This window comes from Gordonia sp. NPDC003422, assembly GCF_053588675.1.
Window position 1 is genome coordinate 1 of the sequence record NZ_JBSFQL010000039.1, and the last position, 19,071, is coordinate 19,071.

Annotated in this window: 17 protein-coding genes; 8 read left to right on the forward strand and 9 right to left on the reverse strand. The window is 66.4% G+C overall.

Annotation, left to right across the window (positions count from 1 at the left end; all coding sequences use genetic code 11):
- Nucleotides 1-155: 155 nt before the first annotated feature.
- The 4 genes from ACWDTF_RS23180 to ACWDTF_RS23195 form a co-directional block, all read right to left on the reverse strand.
- Nucleotides 156-1,022, reverse strand: coding sequence for a universal stress protein (locus ACWDTF_RS23180; protein WP_240862429.1), 867 nt, complete (start codon nucleotides 1,020-1,022; stop codon nucleotides 156-158).
- 81 nt (nucleotides 1,023-1,103) lie between these two features.
- On the reverse strand, nucleotides 1,104-2,147 hold the full coding sequence (locus tag ACWDTF_RS23185; protein WP_240862427.1) for a substrate-binding domain-containing protein: 1,044 nt from the start codon (nucleotides 2,145-2,147) through the stop codon (nucleotides 1,104-1,106).
- 89 nt (nucleotides 2,148-2,236) lie between these two features.
- Nucleotides 2,237-2,689 carry a MarR family winged helix-turn-helix transcriptional regulator gene (locus ACWDTF_RS23190; protein ID WP_240862426.1) on the reverse strand — a complete coding sequence of 151 codons (453 nt, stop codon included), beginning with the start codon at nucleotides 2,687-2,689 and terminating at the stop codon, nucleotides 2,237-2,239.
- On the reverse strand, nucleotides 2,682-3,761 hold the full coding sequence (locus ACWDTF_RS23195) for an AAA family ATPase (RefSeq protein WP_449755143.1): 1,080 nt from the start codon (nucleotides 3,759-3,761) through the stop codon (nucleotides 2,682-2,684). Before ACWDTF_RS23195 ends, ACWDTF_RS23190 begins: the two co-directional genes overlap by 8 nt.
- Before the next feature lie 170 nt (nucleotides 3,762-3,931).
- On the opposite strand from ACWDTF_RS23195, the gene ACWDTF_RS23200 reads away from it, so the two are divergent.
- Nucleotides 3,932-4,969: an aliphatic amidase gene (locus tag ACWDTF_RS23200; protein WP_449755144.1), complete on the forward strand. Its 1,038-nt coding sequence runs from the start codon at nucleotides 3,932-3,934 to the stop codon at nucleotides 4,967-4,969.
- Nucleotides 4,970-5,025: 56 nt separating this feature from the next.
- Here the strand turns inward: ACWDTF_RS23200 and ACWDTF_RS23205 are convergent, their stop codons facing one another.
- Nucleotides 5,026-6,888 carry an NAD(P)/FAD-dependent oxidoreductase gene (locus ACWDTF_RS23205; protein WP_240862421.1) on the reverse strand — a complete coding sequence of 621 codons (1,863 nt, stop codon included), beginning with the start codon at nucleotides 6,886-6,888 and terminating at the stop codon, nucleotides 5,026-5,028.
- Nucleotides 6,889-7,043: 155 nt separating this feature from the next.
- Here ACWDTF_RS23205 and ACWDTF_RS23210 point away from each other — a divergent pair, with 155 nt between their 5' ends.
- Complete coding sequence (locus ACWDTF_RS23210) at nucleotides 7,044-8,285, forward strand: GAF domain-containing protein (RefSeq protein WP_449755145.1); 1,242 nt, start codon at nucleotides 7,044-7,046, stop codon at nucleotides 8,283-8,285.
- A gap of 1 nt (nucleotide 8,286) precedes the next feature.
- Here ACWDTF_RS23210 and ACWDTF_RS23215 read toward each other — a convergent pair whose 3' ends face one another.
- Nucleotides 8,287-8,943 (reverse strand): hypothetical protein, encoded by a 657-nt coding sequence (locus tag ACWDTF_RS23215; protein WP_449755146.1) that lies wholly within the window; start codon nucleotides 8,941-8,943, stop codon nucleotides 8,287-8,289.
- A 36-nt stretch (nucleotides 8,944-8,979) separates the two neighbouring features.
- On the opposite strand from ACWDTF_RS23215, the gene glsA reads away from it, so the two are divergent.
- On the forward strand, nucleotides 8,980-10,413 hold the full coding sequence (glsA, locus tag ACWDTF_RS23220; protein WP_355279677.1) for a glutaminase A: 1,434 nt from the start codon (nucleotides 8,980-8,982) through the stop codon (nucleotides 10,411-10,413).
- 36 nt (nucleotides 10,414-10,449) lie between these two features.
- Nucleotides 10,450-11,133: an endonuclease NucS gene (gene nucS / locus ACWDTF_RS23225; RefSeq protein ID WP_240862412.1), complete on the forward strand. Its 684-nt coding sequence runs from the start codon at nucleotides 10,450-10,452 to the stop codon at nucleotides 11,131-11,133.
- Nucleotides 11,134-11,150: 17 nt separating this feature from the next.
- On the opposite strand, the gene ACWDTF_RS23230 is transcribed toward nucS, so the two are convergent.
- On the reverse strand, nucleotides 11,151-12,104 hold the full coding sequence (locus ACWDTF_RS23230) for a coiled-coil domain-containing protein (RefSeq protein WP_355279681.1): 954 nt from the start codon (nucleotides 12,102-12,104) through the stop codon (nucleotides 11,151-11,153).
- Between the two features lie 28 nt (nucleotides 12,105-12,132).
- On the reverse strand, nucleotides 12,133-12,606 hold the full coding sequence (gene mce, locus ACWDTF_RS23235) for a methylmalonyl-CoA epimerase (RefSeq protein WP_355279683.1): 474 nt from the start codon (nucleotides 12,604-12,606) through the stop codon (nucleotides 12,133-12,135).
- A gap of 82 nt (nucleotides 12,607-12,688) precedes the next feature.
- Between mce and ACWDTF_RS23240 the strand changes: the two genes are divergently transcribed.
- From ACWDTF_RS23240 to ACWDTF_RS23255, 4 genes are all read left to right on the forward strand, one after another.
- On the forward strand, nucleotides 12,689-13,912 hold the full coding sequence (locus ACWDTF_RS23240) for an acetyl-CoA C-acetyltransferase (protein ID WP_355279686.1): 1,224 nt from the start codon (nucleotides 12,689-12,691) through the stop codon (nucleotides 13,910-13,912).
- A 157-nt stretch (nucleotides 13,913-14,069) separates the two neighbouring features.
- Entirely contained in the window at nucleotides 14,070-14,429 is a 360-nt protein-coding gene (locus ACWDTF_RS23245; RefSeq protein WP_240862403.1) for a DUF3817 domain-containing protein, read from the forward strand.
- Between the two features lie 74 nt (nucleotides 14,430-14,503).
- Nucleotides 14,504-15,640, forward strand: a complete 1,137-nt coding sequence (locus ACWDTF_RS23250; protein ID WP_240862434.1) for an MFS transporter — start codon at nucleotides 14,504-14,506, stop codon at nucleotides 15,638-15,640.
- Complete coding sequence (locus ACWDTF_RS23255; RefSeq protein ID WP_374248019.1) at nucleotides 15,637-16,656, forward strand: tetratricopeptide repeat protein; 1,020 nt, start codon at nucleotides 15,637-15,639, stop codon at nucleotides 16,654-16,656. The genes ACWDTF_RS23250 and ACWDTF_RS23255 overlap by 4 nt, the downstream gene beginning before the upstream one ends.
- Before the next feature lie 182 nt (nucleotides 16,657-16,838).
- Here the strand turns inward: ACWDTF_RS23255 and glgB are convergent, their stop codons facing one another.
- The gene (gene glgB, locus ACWDTF_RS23260) at nucleotides 16,839-19,064 is read right to left on the reverse strand and encodes a 1,4-alpha-glucan branching protein GlgB (RefSeq protein ID WP_355279889.1); all 2,226 of its coding nucleotides are present in this window, start codon (nucleotides 19,062-19,064) and stop codon (nucleotides 16,839-16,841) included.
- Nucleotides 19,065-19,071: the final 7 nt, after the last annotated feature.

Sequence of the window (19,071 nt, forward strand, 5' to 3'; positions counted from 1 at the left end):
TTAACCAGTGTGGGAGAGTAGGACACCGCCGAACACAACTTCATGAAGACCCCGTATTCGATACATTCATATCGAATACGGGGTCTTGTGCTATTTCCCAGCTATTCGTCTGGCGGCGGCCGTTTTCGTTGCGCTGCCGGCCTCGATGCTCTCGATCACTGTGCCGTGGACGGCACCACGATCATCGGGATGGCCAGAACGCGAAGCATCTTCGCGGCCGTGGTGCCGAGGAAGATCCGCCGCGGCGCGGCGAGCCGGCTCGACCCGACGACGATGACGTCGTCGTCGGCCCAATCAATACCTGCGACCGCTTCTTCGATGCTGTCGCCCTGCACGACGGCCGACGTCACCGGCACGGTCTCCGGCAGTCTGGCGGAGATCTCACCGGTCGCCTTGTCGATGTGGGTGCGTGCGTGTGCGACGGCGTCGTCGATGCCGCGTCCGCGGTGGTGATCCATGTCGTCGAGAGCGACAAGCGACACCAGCCTGAGCGGAACCTTGCCTGCCTGGCAGAAATCGACGATGGTGTCAACGAGATGACCTGCGCCGGGACGCATTCCGAGTGCGGTGCTGAGCCGGCCGATCCGCTCGGGACCGGTGTGGCTGAAGCCCAAGGGTGCCAGGGCGACCGGCACGGGAGACGAATGCAGGATGTCGTTGACGACGGTGCCGAGTGTGTGGCGTCCGACGATGCCTCCACCCGAGCCACCGATGACCAGCAGACCGGCGTCGACGTCTTCTGCCCGCTCGATCAGCCCGCCCGCGGGATTGGCGTGCACGGCCACCGAGGTCGTTGTGGGAATTCCGTCGTGCACGAGTGCGGCGGCTTCGTCGAGCCAGCCCTGCGCGGTCGCGTCGAGCGTGTCCGAGAGTCGTTCGACTTCTTCGGTCGGATTGTCGGGCTCGGGCGGAAGGACCACGCAGATCTCCAGCTCCGCACCGAACGTGCCGGCAAGTGTTGCACCGAGCGCGACCGCATCCCTGCCGCCCGCTGTGGCGATGTATGCAACGAGGATCTTCATCCGCACTCCCGTTCTCAGGTTGGCAACCATGCCCACCTCAGACGTTAGTCCACACGGGCACGGGCGCCCCGTGAAACCCGGTCAGGCGGAACTGACCTTTGCGAGGACGTCGAACTCCATCGCGTCGGCCGCAGCGATGTAGATGTCCTGGCGCAGGTGACGATCGGTCAACGACACCTCACCGCGCGGGCTGGCGTAGGTGAACGGGTCGGTCGCGGCTCGCTCGAGCGAGGTGGTCCCGGTCGCACCGGCACGCCGGGTCAGTTCGGCCAGCAGATGCATTCCCTCATAACACGACTCGCCGGGGGAGGTCAGCGGCGGCGCCCAGGCTCCGAAGCGGGAAACGTAGCGACTTTCGAAGTCGAGGCTGAATGCGGTGGCGAGTGACTCGAAGTAGCCGGAAACGGAATACAGCTGATGCGTCGCCCCTGCCCCGGTGGCCATCAGCATGTTCTCGTCCATGAGTGGGCTCAGTCGAATGCAGCGCTCGGTGAGGTCCCGAGCGGCGAACTGCTGATTGAATCGCACGGCGTCGTCACCGAGAAGCAGGACGAGCACGCCGGTGGCGTCGGATGACTCGATCCGATCGAGCACTTCGGTGAAGTCGGGGCAGCCCAGCGGCAGAAACGACGCCGACACCACACTCGCTTGCGCGTCGGAGTCGCGGAGCCGGTCGATCATGTGGGTCACGGTCAGTCGCGGCCACACGTAGTCGCTCCCGACCACCGCCCACCGCGCGATGCCGAGTTCGCGGGACATCCAGTCCAGCGCAGGCAGCACCTGGGTCTCCGGCACCTCCCCGGTCATGAAAGTGCCGTCGGCGCCCTCGCCACCCTCGTACACGGCGGTGTACACGTAGGGGATACGTCCGTCGAGCGCGGCCACGAGGCGGCATCGCACCGCCGACGTGTGCCACCCGACGACAGCGTCGACCTCGGCGTTGGCGACTGCGGTAGCCACCGTGGCCGGTGTTCGACCACCGTCGATCGTCGTGCTTGTCACCTCGTTTCCGAGGATTCCGCCGGAAGCGTTGATCTCCTCGATCGCGAGTTGGGCGCTTGCTGCGCACGATGGCCCGAAGATGCCCGATGGGCCGCTCTGCGGTATCACGAGTCCGAGTTTCATATCCGTCCTGCCACCTGGGGTGCGTCCCCCAGTGTGCCGAGAACCGGTTACCTCGGCGTTGCCTGCACGTCAGCAGTGTGTCGAGTGTGTCACCGGGTGAGGTGGGTGAGGCCGTCGGTCAGCGCCAGAAAGCGACGCGATCCGAGGCTGCGCGCGATGTCGGTTTCGATGTCGCGCTCGCGCTCACGAACCGAGGTGATGGCCTGAGCTCCGTGCGGACTGAGGAACACCATCACTCGTCGCCGGTCCAGCGGGTCCACCCGGCGGTAGACCATCGCGAGAGAGATCAGCTTGTCGACGGTGCGTGTCGCGGTGGCGGGAGCCTGCACCGTCAGACGAGACAGGTCGGTCATGGTTCTGCCCTCACCGCCGGCGAGCACTGCCAGCACGCGCCACTGCTCGGTGCTGACGCCCAGTTCGGCGAGCGCGGGTGCAAGTCGTTCCTCGATCAGCTGCGCTCCCCGCAGCAGACTGAGGGCCAGCGGATCGTCGGCGGGGGTACTGGCCGTGGGAGTGTCGACCATGCGATCGGAGTCATTCATCGCCTGCCCCTGATTCTGTGGATGGCTCGGTGTCACTGATCACGATGACGTCCTCGCTGACGTCGACGGTGATGAGAAGTGGAATCGGGCCGGCGGGTCGTCGGAGAAGGCGTTCGGCGATCGGCGCGTGGATCTCCCGTCGAAGCGTGCGATGCAGGTGTCGGGCACCGTACCGTTCATCGAAACCTGTTGTTGCCAAACAGGTTCGGGCGTCGTCGGTGACAGTGCAGAGAACTCCGCGTGTGGCGAGTTCGTCGGTGAGACGCTCGACCTCGAGGTCGACGACGCGCCGCGCTGTTCCGGTGTCGATCGAACGGAAGGCGATGATCTCGTCGAACCGGTTGAACAGTTCGGGATCGAGAAAGTCGCGCACGGCGTCCACGGCGATCGCCGTCTCGTCGCGCCGCCCATGTCGAATCCGGTCGACGACCCGACTCGCTGCGCCGATCGGTGCCCATCGCCGAGTTCGGCGCAGGTCGTGAATCTCGCGGGTTCCGAGGTTCGACGTCAACAGCACGATGGAATTGCGGAAGTCGATGGTGCTGGTGCCGGACGCGATGCGCAACGTTCCCGCGTCGAGGATCTGCAACAGCGCGCGCAGCACCGTGGGGTGGGCCTTCTCGATCTCGTCGAACAGCACCACGCCCGGGCGCGACACCGTGCCCTCGATCTTGTCCCGCTCGAAGAGGGTGAAGGATTCCTTCGAGCCCGCGTAGCCGGGCGGTGCGCCCGACAGTGATGCCGCGTAATGCTCCTGCGCGAGGGAGTTCATGTCGATCCGACACAGATTGTCGGCATCGCCGCGGACGAGGTGGGCGATGCGACGCGCCATCTCGGTCTTGCCGACGCCGGTTGGGCCGACGAACAGCAGCGAGGCGATCGGCCTGCGGCGATCGGCGAGTCCTGCACCGGCGATCATCAGCGCGCGGACCACGGCGTCGACCGCCTCGTCCTGCCCGACGATCGCCCCGGACAATCCGCGTCGAAGATCGTCGACCGACCGTGCGTCACCGAGTCGGAATCCGCCGGTGGTGTCGAGATCGTGGAACCTCGCTGCCAGATGTCCGGACATTCGCCCTCCTTTTCTTCCAATTGAAAGTAGATCATGCTGCGCGCCGAGGTGCCGATCTTGAGGTGTCACGAGTTCACAACCTCGATGACACGCGATGGCAATCGTGATTGAGGTACGTTTGCGTGACAATTCTTCCATTTGGAAGTAAATCTGAGCGACGAGGAGTCGACATGCGTCACGGTGACATCGCATCCAGTCCGGACACGGTCGGAGTGGCGGTCGTCAACTACAAGATGCCGCGCCTGCATACGCGTGCGGAGGTACTCGACAACGCCAAGGCGATCGCCGAGATGGTCGTGGGTATGAAGAGCGGTTTGCCCGGGATGGACCTCGTCGTCTTCCCGGAGTATTCGACGCAGGGCATCATGTACGACACCGAGGAGATGTACGCCACGGCGGCCACCGTGCCGGGGGATGAGACCGACATCTTTTCGGCAGCGTGCCGTGAGGCCAAGACCTGGGGCGTCTTCTCGATCACCGGCGAACGCCACGAGGATCATCCCCACAAGCCGCCGTACAACACGCTGGTGTTGATCAACGACGATGGCGAAATCGTCCAGAAGTACCGAAAGATCTTGCCCTGGACGCCGATCGAAGGCTGGTATCCAGGTGGGCAGACCTACGTCACCGACGGGCCCAAGGGTCTCAAGATCTCGCTGATCATCTGCGACGACGGCAACTACCCGGAGATCTGGCGCGATTGCGCGATGAAGGGCGCCGAGTTGGTCGTCCGCCCGCAGGGCTACATGTACCCGGCCAAGGAACAGCAGGTGCTGATGGCCAAGGCGATGGCATGGGCCAACAATTGCTACGTCGCGGTGGCCAACGCCACCGGGTGGGACGGCGTCTACTCCTATTTCGGGCACAGCGCGATCATCGGGTTCGACGGTCGAACACTTGGCGAATGCGGGGAAGAGGAATACGGCGTTCAGTACGCGCAGTTGTCGTTGTCGACCATCCGGGACGCGCGGCGCTTCGACCAGTCGCAGAACCACCTGTTCAAACTGCTGCACCGCGGTTACACGGGCGTGCTTGCCGGCGGCGACGGCGACAAGGGCGTGGCCGAGTGCCCGTTCGACTTCTACCGCAACTGGGTCACCGACGCAGAGGCAACACAGAAGCAGGTCGAGGCCATCACGCGCGAGACGATCGGTGTCGCCGAATGCCCCGTGTACGACCTCCCCTCCGAGAAGGTGATGGAGGCCTGACCCACTCGGGCTCGGCGCGTCGGAGAGAACGCGCCGAGCCCGAGTGGATCTCGTGGTCAGCTCAGGTGGTGCACTTCCTGCAGGCCGTATACCGGGGTGGGGATGCCCTCGTAGCGCGCCTTCAACTGGAGTGCCAAGTACAGCGAATAGTGCCGCGACTGGTGAAGATTGCCGCCGTGGAACCACAAGCCCGGCTGCTGGGTGGGCTTCCACATGTTGCGCTGCTCGCCCTCCCACGGGCCGGGATCCTTGGTGGTCTCCGAGCCCAGACCCCACACCTTGCCGACGCGGTCGGCGACTTCCTGGCCCATGAGGTCGGCCGCCCAGCCGTTCATCGACCCGTACCCGGTGGCGTAGACGATCACGTCGGCCGGCAGTTCCGTGCCGTCGGCGAGCACCACGCTGTTCTCGGTGAGGTGATCGACGTCGCCGTGGGCGAGCTTGATGGTGCCGTCGGCCACCAGTTCGCAGGCGCCGACATCGATGTAGTAGCCCGATCCGCGCCGGAGGTATTTCATGAAGAGCCCGGAGTCGTCGTCGCCGAAGTCGAGGTCGAAGCCGGCGGCCTCGAGGCGGGCGTAGAAGTCTTTGTCGCGCTCCCGGATCTGGTTGTAGAGCGGGATCTGGAACTCGTGCATGATCCGGTAGGGCAGTGAGGCGAAGGTGAGGTCGGCCTTCTTGGTGGTCATCCCCGATTCCACCGCCTGCTCGCTGTAGAGAGCGCCCAGACCGATCTCCATCAGGGAGTCCGACCGTACGATGTGCGTCGACGAACGCTGCACCATGGTGGTGTCGATCCCGTTCTCCACCAATGCCTTACAGATGTCGTGCGCGGAGTTGTTTGCACCGATGACCACGACCTTCTTGCCGGCGTAGGCGTCGGGCCCCGGGTGCTGACTCGAGTGATGCTGCTCTCCGGCAAAGACGTCGCGCCCCTCGAACGCCGGCACGTTGGCCTTGCCCGACATGCCGGTGGCGAGCACCAACTGTGTCGGATGCAACGTCATCTGCTCACCGTCGCGGTTCAGCTCGACGGTCCACTGCCCCGACCCCTCGTCGTAGGTGGCCGACGTGCATTCGGTCCGGCTCCAATACGGAACCTCCATCACCTTGGTGTAGAACTCCAGCCAGTCGCCGATCTTGTCCTTGGGTGCGAACACCGGCCAGTTCGCCGGGAACGGCAAGTAGGGCAGATGGTCGTACCAGACCGGGTCGTGCAGGCACAGCGACTTGTAGCGTTTGCGCCACTGGTCGCCCGGCCGGTCGTGCTTGTCGACGACGATCGCCGGTACCCCGAGTTGACGCAGACGTGCACCCAGAGCGATGCCGCCCTGCCCGCCGCCGATGACCAGGACATACGGCTGCACGGTGCGGCCGAGTTCGGCGTCTTCGGCCTCCTTCTTCTCCGCCCAGGAGCGCGGATCTGGGTCGGAGCCGTGCACCGCACCCCGGATCCGCGTGTGGCCCGCGGACTCCTCGTGTCCCTTGAGTTCCTGCAGCGTCGTCAGCAACGTCCACGCCTCGTCGTCGCCGGTGTCGGCGTTGCGGCGGAGCCGGAGGTGGCCTTCACAGCGGCCGACGGCGGTCTCGAACGAAATGAACGCCGACGCCACGCCGTCGTCGTCGGTCGCGGGTTCGGTGGTGGCGAATCCGGTGGGGTCGGCACCCGCGAGCCGGTTCTCGAGCATGTCGGCGATCTGGTCACGGCCCTCGACCGTGTTCAGGTTCCAGGTGAAGGCGACCAGGTCGCGCCAGTAGCTGTCGACGGCGAACAACGAGGTCGCGGCGGTGATGTCGCGCGTCGCCAGGGCGGTCTCGAAGCGCCGCAACCAGGTATCCACCCGTTGCTGTGGGCCCGCCGCCTCCCCGGTCGTGTTGGTGGCGCTCGTGGCGGTGGCCGGTTCGAGTGTCTGGGTCATGTCAGGCTCCTCTGGAATCGATCGCGCACCGTCGAACTCGGTGGCGTGTGATCCACAGCACACCGCCGTCGCCGGGGTGGCGGCAAGGGTTGCACGGGGTTGCGGTGTGCTGCGGCCTTTGCCCGACGGTGTGATCGGGAGCACAATCGGAATCGATGAGTTCACTACAACAGCGCCGGGAGCGTAGCGAGCATGGCGCACGATCGGCCCCCGAACCTGCGGTCGCGGCCGGCGACGATCCGCGCCAGTTCGCCCAGGTTCTCAGCGCCGTGTACGACGCCGCGATGGCGGGTGAACGATTGCCCGCACGTCCGCGGTCGGTCATCAGCGACTCGTGGGACCGGGTGCTCACCGCGGGAGTCGATCCCGAACTCGGTGGCCCCGACAACGCACTCGCCGTGGGTGACCTCGAGGCGCGGCGTCAGGAGTCCGGTCTCTCGCTGATCCTCGAAGACCTGACACGGGGGCTCGACGCGGTGATCGCCGACGGCGACAACATCCTGGTCGTGGCGGATCGGGGCGGCCGTGTGTTGTGGCGCAGCGGGGCGACCCGGGTGCTGGGCAAAGCCGACCGGCTCGGGTTTGTGGAGGGCGCAAGCTGGGCGGAGAACTCGGTCGGGACCAACGCGATCGGCACGGCACTCATGTCGGGTCGCGCGGTCCAGGTGTTCTCGGCCGAACACTTCGTGCGCAGTCACCATTCGTGGACGTGTGCCGGTGCCCCGATCACCGACCCCCGGACGGGTTCGGTACTGGGCGTCGTCGACGTCAGCGGTCCGGCAGCGACCATCCATCCCACCACCCTCGCCCTGGTCGACGCGGTCGCCAAGCTCGCGGAATCGGCTCTGCGCGACCACCATCGGGAGAGTCTCGACGCGCTGCGCGCGATCGCCGCACCGATCCTGGCGAGGTCGTCGGGGCCGGCGTTGGCGGTCGACAACCACGGTTGGGTTGCCGCGGTCGACGCCGTACCACCCGCTCGCAGAGTTGTTCTTCCGCGCACCCTGTCACCCGGACGCGCCTGGGTTGCCGGCCTCGGCGAATGCGACCTCGACCCGCTGCCGGGTGGCTGGCTCGTCCGCGTCACCGGCTCGGACGAGGCGCAGCGCACCACCGTCGAGCTCGTCCTGAGCGGATCTCGACCCCAAGTCCGCGTCACCGGTGGTGCCGGTGTGTGGTCGCACGAACCCTCACCGCGGCATGCGCAGATCCTCGCCTACTTGGCCGAACAACCCGCGGGCGCGACCGCCGCCCAGATGTCGGCACACCTCTTCGGCGTCGACGACCGTGTGGTCACCGTGCGCGCCGAGATCTCGCGGCTGCGCAAGCATCTCGGCGGCCTGATCGCCGCCAACCCGTACCGGTTCGCGGACGGGGTGCGCGTCGAGGTGCGTTGAGCTATCCCGTTGTCGGCACCTCTGAACGGGACGGCCCGAGCATGATCGCCGACGCGACGAGGAAGCAGAGGGCGCCGACCAGGGTGGCGCTGGTTGCGAGCACTGCGTCGACGGTGACGCCATAAGGCGTCACGAATGCCGCGACGGCCGACACTCCGAACGCGATACAGCCGGCCAGGTTGATCATGATCGACCACCACTCGCGGACACGGGGTGCCCACAGCCGGTGTGGTCCGCGGTATCCGACCACTGCGCACACACCGCTGGCGAGGAACAACACCGAACCGCCTGCGTCCGGGGTCCAGACCCGGCGTTGGATCTCGGTGACGGTGTCGGCGGTGAGTGCGAACGTCGTGCTGACGTTGAACGCCAGGGTGCCCACGAATTGGGTTGCCGCAGTGAGCCAATCGACCCGCAGTGTCGGCCGGCCATCGGGCCCGTCGGTGCTGCGCGGACCACTCAGATGCAGCTGGATGAAGCCGCCGGTTGTGAAGAACCAGGCACCGACGAAATAGCAGATGTTGATCGCGTCGACGCCGAGCGTCTCACCGAGTTTCGGCACCGAGCCCAGAACGAACAGCGCGGAACCGATGATGAAAGCCCAGCACTGATGCGTCGGTGTCGGTGACCAGATTCGTTCGGTGGTTGGCTCGGCCACGACTCGGACCCCCCTCGCTTCGCTAGATTCAAGGACATGTTCTCTCATGTCGACGGATACCTTCGCCACATCATGGCCGATTGCACCGGCAAACGGTCGGGCAATGTCGCCGATTACATCCCGGAGCTCGCCGCCGTCGACCCGGACGGGTACGGGCTGTCGCTGTGCGTCCACGACGGGCACATGTATTCGCACGGCGACTCGTCGGTGGAATTCACCATCCAATCCATCTCCAAACCCCTCACCTATGCGATGGCGATCAGCCGGCTGGGCAACGCGATGGTGGACGAGAAGATCGGTGTCGAGCCGTCAGGCGAGGCGTTCAACGAGATCAGCGTCGACGACCGGCGCCGTCCGAAGAACCCGATGATCAACGCGGGCGCGATCCTGGCCGCATCGCTGCTGCTCCCTCCGGTGACCGAGATCGACGAGGCGACGGTGACCAAGGTGTTCGGCGAGGTGCTCGACTTCTACTCGGCGTGCGCGGGCCGTCGGCTCACGCTGGACGAGGCCGTCTACGCATCCGAGAAGGCGACCGGGTCGCGCAACCGCGCGATCGGATACATGCTGGACAGCTTCGGTGCCCTCGACACGAATCCGGATGCGGCACTGGATCTTTACTACCGGCAGTGCTCGATCCGGGTCACCACCGACGACCTGGCCGCGATCGGGTCGACCATCGCCAACGGCGGACTGAACCCGCGGACCGGGCGGATGGTCTTCAACCAGGAGGTCGCCCAGCGGTTGTTGAGCGTGATGACGACCTGCGGGATGTACGACGGCGCGGGCGATTGGGTGACCGGTGTCGGCCTGCCCGCGAAGAGCGGGGTCGGCGGCGGCATTCTCGCGGTGCTGCCCGGCCAGCTGGGTATCGGTGTGTACTCGCCTCGGCTCGACGAGCACGGCAACAGTGTGCGCGGGGTCGAGACCTGTCGGCACCTGTCGACGGACCTGGGCCTGCACATGTTCAACGTCACGCGCGAGAGCCGTGTGACGATCCGCTCGGTCTACGATCTCGACGGTGTCGAGGTCAGTGGGGACTGGACCGAGCGGGAGCGTGGCTTCCTGCGTACCTGCCGCGATCGCGTTCGGGTCTATGAACTCCAGGGCGATCTGACCTTCGCGGGCGCGGAAAGCGCGCTGCGACGTCTGGAAACGGACATGGACGATCTCAGTGTCGCCATCGTGGAGATCTCGCGGATCGGCGTGATCGATCCGGTTGCCCGCACGATGCTGCTCAGTGCGAAACGGACGCTCGACGAACGCGGCCGGAAAGCCATGCTGGTCGACCCCGACAACGTGGTGCGCACCAGCGTCAAGCGGCATCGCAACGACGCGATTGCTCCCAATCTGAATGTCCCCGAGGATCTTCTGGGGTTCGATCCCACGCTGCCCCACGTGCATTCGACGATGGACGAGGCGATCGAGGACGCCGAGGCATTTCTGCTCAAACAGCAATCCGACGCCTGATCGGTCGCCAAACCGCTCCGGGCTAAGGTGACCACCATGCGTCTCGTCATCGCCGAGTGTCAGGTCGACTACGTCGGCAGGCTGACCGCCCACCTACCGATGGCCCGGCGGCTGCTGCTGATCAAGGCCGACGGTTCGGTGAGCGTGCATGCCGACGACCGCGCCTTCAAGCCGCTGAACTGGATGAGCCCGCCGTGTTGGCTCACCGAGGCGCCGATCCCGGACGGCGTGCAAGCCGCGCACTACTGGGTCGTGACGAACAAGGCCGGCGAGGAGCTGCGGATCACCATCGCGTCGATCGAGCACGACTCCGAGCATGAACTCGGCATCGATCCCGGCCTGGTGAAGGATGGCGTGGAGGCCCACTTGCAGGAGTTGCTTGCCGAGCACGTCGAGACCCTCGGCACCGGGCACACGCTGGTCCGACGCGAGTACATGACGGCGATCGGGCCGGTCGATCTGCTCTGCCGCGACGCCGACGGCCAGACCGTCGCGGTCGAGATCAAACGTCGCGGCGAGATCGATGGCGTCGAGCAGCTCACCCGATACCTCGAACTGCTCAATCGGGATCCGCTCCTCGCGCCGGTGCACGGGGTGTTTGCCGCACAGCAGATCAAACCGCAGGCACGAACGCTCGCCGAGGATCGCGGAATTCGTTGCCTGGTACTCGATTACGACGCACTTCGAGGTGCCGAGAGCACCGAGTTCCGGTTGTTCTAGGCGGTGCCTCGGGCACCTCAGGGAGCTGAGGTGGCTCTCGACAGGTGCTCGTCGAGCAGCTTGCGATCGTCTTCGTCGGAGCGTGCGTTGTAGTCGACGTCGTCGGGCCGCACCAGTAGTTCGGGCAGGTCGGCGACGCGGTTGCGCAGGCGGTCGAGGCTCTCCGCGACGTCCTGTCGCGAGCGGTCGGCCTGCGCGGCCAGTTCGCGAGAGCGTGCAAGCCGAGAGGTGGCGATGTCCAGGGCCGTCTGTTTGATCTGCGCGGCCTCGTCGTCGGCGCGCTCGCGGTCGGCCTGCAGTTGGGCCTCGTGCCGTTCGCGTTCCGATTGGCGTTGGGCCGAGCTCGTCGCGTCGAGCTCGGCTGCGTGTGCCTTGGCCGCTTCGACGATGCGATGGGCCTCGGCGTTCGCGGCCTCCATCGTCTTGGTGTGTTCGGCCTCCATCGCCGCCGTCCGTTCGGCGATCAATCGGGCCGATTCCGACTCGTTGGCCGCGGCGGTCTCTTTCACCTCACGGGCACGACGGTCGGCATTGTCGACGAGATTCTTGGCGGCGGTGGCGGCCTCGGCCCGGACCCGCTGGGCGTCCTGATGCGCCTGAGTGCGTATCTCGTCGGCCTCCTGGCGTGCGACCGACAGCGTCTCGGCGGCCTCTGCGCTTGCTTCCGCACGCATCTCGGACGCCTCGTCGGAAGCGAGCTGCAGCATACGGGACAGGCGTTCGCTCATGCCCTGTGCGGTCGTCGGGGGCACCGACAACTTGTCGATCTCGCGCCGCAACTCCTCGATCTCGTCGCGCGCATTCTGCAGATGCGTCGCGAGCTCGTGAGCGTTCGCAGTCGCGGCGTCGCGATCGGCCGCGAGCACCCGCAACTCGGCGTCGAGGCGCTGCAGGCGGTCGGCGACCTGATCGCGATCGTAACCGCGCATCACGATGGCAAAGGGCAACTGCCTCTGGGCGGGTGCTGGCATGCGGGCCAGTCTATCGGAGACCTCGGAATCAGTGACCGGAAGCAGCCGCCGGCTCGACCAGTTCCAACAGCACTCCACCTGCGTCTTTGGGGTGGACGAAGTTGATGCGCGAATCTGCGGTGCCGCGTTTGGCGGCGGGGTAGAGGACACGGACGCCCGCCGACGTCAGACGCTCGGTGACCGCGTCGACGTCGGTCACCCGAACGGCCAACTGCTGCAGGCCCGGACCGTTGCGGTCGATGAACTTCGCGATCGTCGACGATTCGTCGAGCGGCGCGAGCAACTGGATCACCGCGCCGCCGCCGGCCGGTCCGACCATCGCCTCCTCGACGCCCTGTTCGGCGTTGGTCTCCTGATGCAGGGTTTCGAAGCCGAGGTGATCGGCGTACCACTTCTTGGCCGCGTCGAGATCGGGGACGGCGATGCCCACGTGGTCGATGGCGACAACGAGGTCGGCGATGACGGCGGTCGGGCTGTTGGGGTCTGCTGCTGAGGTGGTCATGTCCTAACGGTAGCGTTGAGGGGTAAAGCGCACAGAGCGGGCGCTCGGTCACCCCGCTCGCAGTCTCGGAGGTGGCACACTCATGTCCTCGAATTCCACTGTCATCGTCGCCGGCGCGCGGACGCCGTTCGGTCGTCTGCTCGGTTCCCTCAAGGGGTTCAGCGGCGTCGACCTCGGCGCGATCGCCATCAAGGGTGCTCTCGAGCGAGCGGGTGTGGCGGCCGACCAGGTCGACTACGTGATCATGGGGCAGGTGCTCACCGCCGGCGCCGGACAGATGCCGGCCCGCCAGACGGCGGTCAAGGCCGGAATCGGTTGGGACGTGCCGACCCTGTCGATCAACAAGATGTGTCTGTCGGGCATCGACTCCATCGCGCTGGCCGATCAGCTCATCCGCGCAGGCGAGTTCGACGTCGTCGTGGCGGGCGGCCAGGAGTCGATGACCCAGGCACCGCATCTGCTGCCCGGTAGTCGCGGCGGATTCAAGTACGGCAACACCGAACTGGTCGATCACATGGCTTTCGACGGCCTGTGGGATGCGTTCACCGATCAGCCGATGGGTGCGCTCACCGAAGAGGGCAACGACATCGGGTCGAAGGTCGGTGCTGGGGAGGCCACACGCGGCTTCACCCGGGCCGAGCAGGACGAGTTCGCCGCCCGCAGCCATCAGCTGGCCGCAGCTGCCTGGAAGAACGGCCTGTTCGCCGATGAGGTGGTGCCGGTGAGCATCCCGCAGCGCAAGGGCGACCCGATCGAGTTCGCCGAGGACGAGGGCATTCGTGCCGACACCACCGCGGACTCGCTGTCGGGTCTGCGTCCGGCCTTCCGCAAGGACGGGACGATAACGGCGGGCAACTCGTCGCAGATCTCCGACGGCGCTGCCGCGGTGGTCGTGATGAGCAAGGCCAAGGCCGAGGAACTGGGTGTCACCTGGCTGGCCGAGATCGGGCCGCACGGCGTGGTCGCCGGACCGGACTCGTCATTGCAGGCGCAGCCTGCCAACGCCATCGCCAAGGCCTGTGCTCGTGAAGGCATCGAGCCCACCGATCTGGATCTGGTCGAGATCAACGAGGCCTTCGCCGCGGTCGGGCTCGCGTCGACCAAGCAGCTCGGCATCGATCCGAACATCGTCAACGTCAACGGTGGCGCGATCGCCGTGGGCCACCCGATCGGCACGTCGGGTGCCCGCATCACCCTGCACCTGGCGCTGGAATTGCAGCGCCGCGGCGGTGGCATCGGGGCGGCCGCACTCTGTGGTGCGGGCGGCCAAGGCGACGCGCTGATCGTGCGTGTGCCGAAATCCTGATCGCGTCGAGACGGCCAAGGCGACGCGCTGATCGTGCGTGTGCCGAAATCCTGATCGCGTCGAGACGGCCAAGGCGACGCGCTGATCGTGCGTGTGCCGAAGGCCTGATCGAGACCTTTACTACACCTTGTCGTAGTCCGATGTCCGATTCGGCACAATGGAGCCCATGAACCAGATCTTCGACCTGTCCACACCCGCCAAGCGATTCCGCTTCGTCGCCGTCGCCGAGGCCATCACCTGGGCCGCCCTGCTGGTGGCGATGTTCTTCAAGTGGGTGCTGGGCCACGAGGAGGCCGTCGCGGTACCCGGCATGGTGCACGGCATCGTGTTCATGGTGTTCGTGGCGGTGTCGCTGATCAGCTGGCGCCAGCTGCGCTGGAGTGTCGGGGTCACCGCGCTCGCACTGATCTCGAGCATCCCGCCGTTCGGCACGCTGGTGTTCGAGTGGTGGGCCAAGCGCAACGGTCATCTCGCCGAACTCTCCGAGGAGAGTGCTCCCCAGGGGCTCACGGCCTGACCACGCCCGCCACCCCGCGTCCGGCCCGAGTTGCCGTCGCGTCGATCTTTGCGCTCAACGGCTTCCTGGCGGCGTTGTGGGTGGCGCACATTCCGGTCATCAGTGCGCAGACCGGGGTCGGGCACGACCAGCTCGGTGGGCTGCTCCTGCTGCTGGGCGCCTCCGCCTTCGTCGGCATGCAGGTCTGCGGGCCGCTGATCGATCGGTTTGGATCCAAACCACTGACCATCGCGGCGGCCCTGCTGCTGTCGGCGGTGATCGTCGCGCCGGTCCTGTCCCACAGCGCTGCGCAACTCGCTGCGGCGCTCGTGGCGTTCGGCTTCGCCAATGGTTCGCTCGACGTCTCGATGAACGCCCAGGCGGTCGCGGTCGAGCGCGCGTACCGCCGACCCATCATGTCGGCATTCCACGGGTTCTTCTCGATCGGTGGTCTCGTCGGCTCCGGCCTCGTCGCGGCGACCCTCTGGGCCGATGTCGGTCCCGTGAAGACGGTCGCGGTCGCCGCGGCCGCCGGCGCGGTGCTCGCCCTGATTGTCTCCCGTGCACTCGCCGGCCCGAATGTCGGCGCCGAAGCCGCTACGGCGACCGACGACGTCGCCGAGCGCGAGACCGGTCGGACACCGCGGTGGTGGGACGGCGTGGACCTGCGACGCCTCGCATTGCTCGCGGCGGTCGCCTTCGCTTTGATGCTCGCCGAGGGCACTGCGTACGACTGGAGTGCGTTGCACATCGTCGAGACGTTCGGCACCTCGGAGGCCGTCGGCGCGGTGGCCTTCGGCGCCTTCAGTGCCGCGATGACGGTGGCGCGGTTCGTCGTCGACGGCGTGGTCGAGCGTGTTGGCGCCGTCGCAGTGGTCCGCTACGGATCGTTGATCGGGCTCGTCGGGATGGTGACCGCGATATCCGCGCCGACACCCGCCGTCGCGATCACGGGCTGGATCGTATTCGGCATCGGCCTGGCCGGCCTGATCCCGCAGATCTTCACCGCGGCCGGAAACCTCACCGCGGGGACCGGTGGCCGCACCATCTCGATGGTGGTGGGTTGCGGCTACCTGGGCATGCTCGCCGGGCCGGCGGTCGTCGGATTCATCAGCAGCACTACCACTCTGGGGACGGGTCTGATCGCCGCAGTGGCGGCCCTGGTGTTCGCCGGGGCGGCGGCGGGAGTCGTGCGTCCGCGTTCTGCGCGTCGTGCCACACTAGAAGGGTGAGCAGACCAACCAATCGGCAGCAAGCCGCCGCAGCGGCCCGACAGCAGGCTGCCGCAGCTGTCGCGATGTCCGGAGCCGTCGATCTTGCGGGCCTCAAAGAACGCGCCGACGCCCAGCGCGCGCGAACGCAGCGAGGACCCGGTGGAGTGCCCGCCGCGTCACCCGTCCCCGGAGTTCCGGAGAACGCGCCCGCCGCGCCCGCTCCTTCGTCTGCGGGCGGTGGGGGAGCGTCCGTCATCGACGTCACCGATGCCAGCTTCGAGACGGAGGTTCTCGACCGCTCGACCCGACAGCTCGTGCTGGTGGATCTGTGGGCGGAGTGGTGCGGTCCTTGTAAGCAGTTGTCGCCGGTGCTCGAGCGCCTCGCCGCCGCGTCGGGCGGACGCTGGGTGCTCGCGAAGATCGACGTCGACGCCAACCAGCGCATCGCCCAGGCCTTCCGGGTGCAGTCGATCCCGATGGTCGTCGCCATCGTGCACGGCCAGCCGGTCTCGGCGTTCAACGGTGTTCGGTCGGAGGCCGAGATCATCGCGTGGGTCGACGAGATCCTGGCCCAGGTCGGCGACTCGCTCACCGGCGCACCGGAGGGCGAGGCGCCCGAACCCGAGCCCGAGGATCCGCGGATGCTCGCTGCCGAGCAGAAGATGAACGACGGCGACTTCGACGGTGCGCTCGCCGCGTATCGGGCGATCGCCGAGGCCGAACCGGAGAACATCGAAGCAGCTTCGGCGGCAAGGAATCTCGACTTTGTGCTGCGGGCGCAGGCACACGACCCGGCGATAGTGGAGACCGCGGCACCCGGTGACGTCGATGCACAGCTCGCTGCGGCCGACGTCCTCCTGCTCTCGCAGCAACCCGAGGCCGCGTTCGATCGGATCATCGGCGTCGTCAAGGTCACCGCGGGTGATGACCGCACGCGCGCTCGCACCCGACTTCTCGAACTGTTCGAGCTGTTCGATCCGGCCGAACCGTTCGTCGTGGCAGCTCGTCGGAAACTGGCCAGCGCGCTGTACTGAGTCTGACACCTAGAGCTCATCGAGCAGCTCTCTGACCATTCACTTCACGTCATCGATCTGCCCGGCAAAATCTAGGGGAAGAACTTCTTCCCTGGGGTTTGGTGTCTTCCGCTGGAAATTTCTGGGGGAAGACGCCAAGGATAGGGGAAGAAACTCTTCCCCTATTTTCTTGTGGGCGCCCGTCACTCAGATCGTAAGGGCGCCAACCAGATCGCGGAGTTGGCCGGGATCATCACCCGAGCCGACGTCGGGCGTCCGTGCCACGACGGGCCGTCCGCGGTGACGGCGCCCATGTTGCCCTTGCCGGCACCGTTGTAGGCATCGGCGTCGGTGTTCAGGATCTCCTCCCACACCCCGCCTTCGGGTAGGCCGACCCGGTAGCTGTCCCGGTCGGAGCCGGAGAAGTTGAACAGGCAGGCGACGACCGAGCCGTCCGAGCCGTAGCGGAGGAAACTGATGACGTTGTTGGCCGTGTCGTTCGCGTCGATCCACTCGTAGCCGAGCGGGTCGGTGTCCTGGCTGTACATCGCGGGAGATTGCCGATAAACGCGGTTGAGGTCGGTGACGAGCGCCGAGATCCCCGAGTGCAGTTCGCCCTCCCAGCCCTGCAGCTGGTGCCAGTCCAGGCTGCGATTGTCGGCCCATTCGCCGGTCTGGCCGAACTCCTGGCCCATGAACAGCAGCTGCTTACCCGGGTGAGACCACATGTATGCCAACAGGACCCGGACACCTGCGGCCTTCGTCCAGGAATCACCGGGCATCCGCGACCACAGAGTGCCCTTGCCGTGAACCACCTCGTCGTGCGAGATGGGCAGCACAAAATTCTCGCTCCACGCATACATCAGGGAGAAGGTGATCTCGTGATGGTGGAAGCTGCGATGTACCTGATCTCGGCCGAGGTAGCCGAGGGTGTCGTGCATCCAGCCCATGTTCCATTTGAAGCTGAAGCCCAGGCCGCCGAGGTCGGTCATCCGGGTCACCCCGGGCCACGCCGTGGATTCCTCGGCGACCGTGACCACGCCGGGGAAGTGCTTGTGCACGGTGGCGTTCATCTCCTGCAGGAACTGGACGGCCTCGAGATTCTCGCGGCCGCCGTAGATGTTCGGTCGCCACCCGCCGTCGGGCCGCGAATAGTCGAGGTAGAGCATCGACGCAACCGCGTCCACACGGAGCCCGTCGATGTGGAACTGGTCGAACCAGTACAGCGCATTGGCCACCAGGAAGTTCCGGACCTCGCGTCGGCCAAAGTCGAAAACGTATGTGCCCCAATCGAGTTGCTCGCCACGCATGGGGTCGGGATTCTCGTAGAGGGGGGTTCCGTCGAAGCGGGCCAGCGCCCAGTCGTCCTTGGGGAAGTGTGCGGGCACCCAGTCGACGATGACTGCTATGCCGCGCGCGTGCAGATGATCGACGAGGTACCGGAAGTCGTCCGGAGTGCCGAAACGTGCCGTCGGCGCGTAGTACGAGGTGACCTGATACCCCCAGGATCCGCCGAACGGGTGCTCGGCGACCGGCAGGAATTCGACGTGCGTGAAGCCCTTCTCGTTGACGTAAACGGCAAGCTGATGCGCCATCTCGCGGTAGTCCAGCCCCGTGCGCCACGACGCGAGGTGCACCTCGTAGACGCTCATCGGTTCGACGTCCGGGTTGGATTCGCGTCGGCGGGCGATCCAGTCGTCGTCGTTCCATCGATACGTGGAGCGGTCGACCACCGACGCCGTCAACGGTGGCGGCGTGGTCCGGAAGGCCATCGGGTCGGCCTTTTCCCGGATGACCCCGTCGGCGCCGTGGATGCGCAGCTTGTACTGCATGCCGTCGCCGACGTCCGGGACGAACACCTCCCAGATGCCGCTGCTGCCGATCGTGCGCATCGGGGCCTGGCGACCGGTCCAGTTGTCGAAGTCGCCGATCACCACCACGCCGTGCGCGCTGGGTGCCCACACCGAGAACGCGGTGCCGTGGACCTCGCCATCGGGCGTCGTGTACGACGCATGTCGGGCGCCCAGGATCTCCCACAGCGCCTCGTGACGCCCCTCGGAGAACAGATGCTCGTCCATCTCACCGAGACTCGGCAGAAAGCGGTATCCGTCGGCGACGACGAAGGTGTTGCTGCCCCCGGACCCATCTGGGTACTCGACGCGGTAGCGGTAGTCGATCAGCCCCTCGATGGGTACGGTCACCACGAACAGGTCGTCGGTCTGTCGGTGCATCGGGTAGTCGACACCGCCGATCACCGCGGTGACGGAGATGGCGTCCGGGCGCAGGGTCCGCAGAATGGTGTGCCCGCCGGGCGCGTCGTGCGCTCCGAGGAACGCGTGCGGATCGGGGTGTGCCAGCGCGAAGAGTCGACGCAGATCGAGGTCGGAGGCAAACGGTTCGGGTGCAGCGGGCTCTTGGGTGTCGGTCACGTCAACC